The organism is Bradyrhizobium sp., from assembly GCF_049586575.1.
Taxonomy (GTDB): Bacteria; Pseudomonadota; Alphaproteobacteria; order Rhizobiales; family Xanthobacteraceae; genus Bradyrhizobium.
Genome location: NZ_JBAVCF010000323.1, coordinates 1 through 2,940, shown reverse-complemented (window position 1 = coordinate 2,940; position 2,940 = coordinate 1). Strand labels below are relative to the sequence as shown.

The 2,940-nt window shown below is 61.1% G+C and carries 2 protein-coding genes and 2 pseudogenes; 3 read left to right on the top strand and 1 reads right to left on the bottom strand.

From position 1 onward, the window contains the following. The first annotated feature begins 252 nt into the window (after nt 1-252). Entirely contained in the window at nt 253-594 is a 342-nt protein-coding gene (locus tag WB528_RS12450) for a DUF6788 family protein (protein ID WP_423888713.1), read from the top strand. A gap of 5 nt (nt 595-599) precedes the next feature. After that, complete coding sequence (locus WB528_RS12445) at nt 600-2,006, top strand: ISNCY family transposase (RefSeq protein ID WP_423888714.1); 1,407 nt, start codon at nt 600-602, stop codon at nt 2,004-2,006. 292 nt (nt 2,007-2,298) lie between these two features. Here the strand turns inward: WB528_RS12445 and WB528_RS12440 are convergent. Then, nucleotides 2,299-2,644 (bottom strand): annotated as a pseudogene (locus WB528_RS12440) (integrase core domain-containing protein); the annotation flags it as partial. Between the two features lie 63 nt (nt 2,645-2,707). On the opposite strand from WB528_RS12440, the pseudogene WB528_RS12435 reads away from it, so the two are divergent. After that, nucleotides 2,708-2,940 (top strand): annotated as a pseudogene (locus WB528_RS12435) (methyltransferase type 11); the annotation flags it as partial.

Sequence of the window (2,940 nt, the reverse complement as noted above, 5' to 3'; positions counted from 1 at the left end):
ATGTGGCACGGCGGCAAAAGCAATCGGCAAGTCAAGGTCTGGAAAGCCATCAGCGTGTCGGGGGTAGAAAGGTTGACGTCACAGAAATCTCTCGGGCCGTGAAAATCGCTCCGGCCAGCAAGGCATAGCTACTTCCCGGCGCAAAATTGAGCGAGGTTGGCGAGTCCTCAGAATCGCCAGGGGCGCGGAAAACTGCAAGGTCGAGCGAAATTGGAGTTGACGCAGGCCTTCGCGATTGATTCATTCTTATGAATGATTCGGGTTCAGACCCTTCGCGCACGTGAGAAGCTGCTGAGCAAGTTGCCGGTCAACGGCGGGCTGCTGCGCGGAACGTTACTGGAGCGCACTGTTCGACACACCAGGGGCTGTCCGAAGTGCGCGCGTGGTGAAGGGCACCAGGTATTTGTTTTGACGGTGACGTATCCAGGCGGGCGCACGCGCCAAATCAGTGTTCGTCGCGACCGCGTTGCTGAAGTGCGCCGCTGGCTGAACAACTATCAAGAGCTGAAGGCGGCGATCGAAGCGATCTGCGAGCTCAATCATGACCTGCTGCGCCCGGAACGGGCCGCATCGAAGACGCGGAGCAAACCATGATCGCAATGCGTCGCAGACAACTCAGCTTTGCTGATGGACTGATTGCCGAGGAGGTGAGCGATCTTCGTGACGACTGGATGGAGCATGCCGATTCAGTGCTGGCGGACGAGGCCATTGTGTCCGCGGTGTACGAGGCTTTGGCAAAGCGACATCCCAAGAGCCGCTCGCGCGGCCGCCATGGCACGCCGGCCGAGGTGGTGCTTCGGCTATTGATCCTGAAGCATGTCCGCAACTGGAGCTATGAAGTGCTCGAGCGCGAGGTCCGCGCCAATCTGGTGTACCGCGACTTCACCCGCGTGGGCGGCGCCAAGATGCCGGACGCCAAGACAATCGGGCGCTGGGGCGTCGCGATCGGACCCGAGGTGCTCAAGCAGGTTCACGCGCGGTTGGTGCAGATAGCCAAGGAGAAAGGCGTGGCTGCCGGTCGTCGAATGCGTGTCGATACGACGGTGGTGGAGGCGGATATCCATTATCCGACCGACAGCACCTTGCTGGGAGACGGCGTCCGCGTGCTGACGCGCACCATGCGCAAGATCACGCAGATTGCAGGTGCAGTCGGAGCGAAGCTGCGCGATCGCAGCCGAAGTGTGAAGCTGCGACTCCTGGAGATCGGGCGGGTGGCGCGTGCCAAGGGTCCGCTCAATCAGTACAAATTGAAGCAGCGCTATGCGCGTCTGCTGGACACGACGAGCCGCGTAGTCGGCCAGGCAAGACGATTCTCCGAGGAGATCCGTCGGCGAGTGAAGCGAGCGAAGTCTTTCTTGCAGCAGGTTGCGTTGGATTGTCTGCGCCAAGAGCTTGATCTGATGATCCCGCGCGTCAGGCAGGTCATGAAGCAAACCAGGGCTCGAATCTTCCGCAGCAACACGCGGAGCGAAGGTAAGCTGCTCAGTCTGTTCGAACCGTCGACTGAGGTCATCCGCAAGGGCAAGGCCGGCAAGCCGAATGAGTTCGGCAAGATGGTGAAGCTGCAGGAGGCCGAGAACCAGATCATCACCGACTATCAAGTTTACCCTCAGCGGCCGCATGATTCGGACTTGCTGATCGCCGCGATTGAGACGCATCAGGCGCTGCTCGGTCGCGCGCCGCGCTTGGTGGCGGCGGATGCTGCATTCTATTCTCACAAGAACGACGCGGCGGCGAAAGCACGCGGCGTCAAACGCGTCTGCATTCCCAACCGGTCGACCAAAACCCCTGAACGCAAACGCGAGCAGAGGAAGCGATGGTTCCGCAACGGTCAGAAGTGGCGCACCGGATGCGAAGGACGTATCAGCGTGGTCAAGCGGCGACACGGCCTCGACCGTTGCCGCTACAAGGGCGACATCGGAATGAACCGCTGGGTCGGTCTCGGCGTCATCGCCGACAATGTCGTCAACATCGGCCGCGCCATCCAGAAGCAGGCGATCCCCTAACCGCCGCAACCACAATCACTGTTCAGGCAAGCCCGCCGATCGCCCCGGCGGGCTTTGCGTTCCGCCCGGCCGTCGATCACAATGCCGGAAATCTCAATTTTGCGCCGGGAAGTAGCTAGTTTCGATCAAGGCGAACGCGCACTAGTTTCTTCGGACCACGGCTAGCTTGAGACAACGCCCACTGTTTGCTGCATTTGCCTCCCGCGAGGCGGGTGATGCAACGGGCCGGGGCGCGAAGGCCCATGTACCGCAGCGCCCGGCCCATTGCTTTGCCAGGCGCTGCGTTGGTTAGTTGCGCCGCAAATTCGTTCGGCGTCAGATAGCCGAGACTCGAATGCGGGCGCACCGCGTTGAAGTGCTGTCGCCAGCTCTCGATAATCACCTTCGCTTCGGCACGCGAGCGGAACCATTCGAGGCTGAGGCATTCATCGCGGAATTTGCCGTTGAAGCTTTCCGTGACGCCATTCTGCCAGGGCTTGCCCGGCTCGATCAACGCTGTGCCGATGCCCTGCGCGACAATCCAGGATCAGCAGCGCTCTCGACACAAACTCCGGACCGTAGTCGCTGCGCAGGAAGCCCGGCGGACCGCGCTCGCTGACCAGCCGCGACAACACATCGATGACGCGCGGCGACCGAAGGCGCTTGAGCTCACTTCTTGATAGTGCGATCCTTTAAAGTGCGCTTGAACGGACGGAAGAGCCATGACCGACTGGGGTGGCGGTTACGTAACGGACACCGCCTACGTTCACGATTTTTGTCGCGTTCAAACGCCAGCGATGGTCGCGTTGGCGGCTTTGGCTGGCGACGTTGCTGCGCCCGGCAGTTTAGGTGAGCCGCTTGTCTATGCCGACCTCGGCTGCGGCCAAGGTTACACGACCAATTTGGTGGCAGCGGCGAACCCCGCAGCGCGCGTCTATGGCTTCGACTTCAACCC

What these genes read in the sequence shown, in the direction of transcription:
- WB528_RS12445 (WP_423888714.1), top strand. Translation starts at nt 600, where the DNA reads ATGCGTCGCAGACAACTCAGCTTTGCTGATGGACTGATTGCCGAGGAG.
- WB528_RS12450 (WP_423888713.1), top strand. Translation starts at nt 253, where the DNA reads ATGATTCGGGTTCAGACCCTTCGCGCACGTGAGAAGCTGCTGAGCAAG.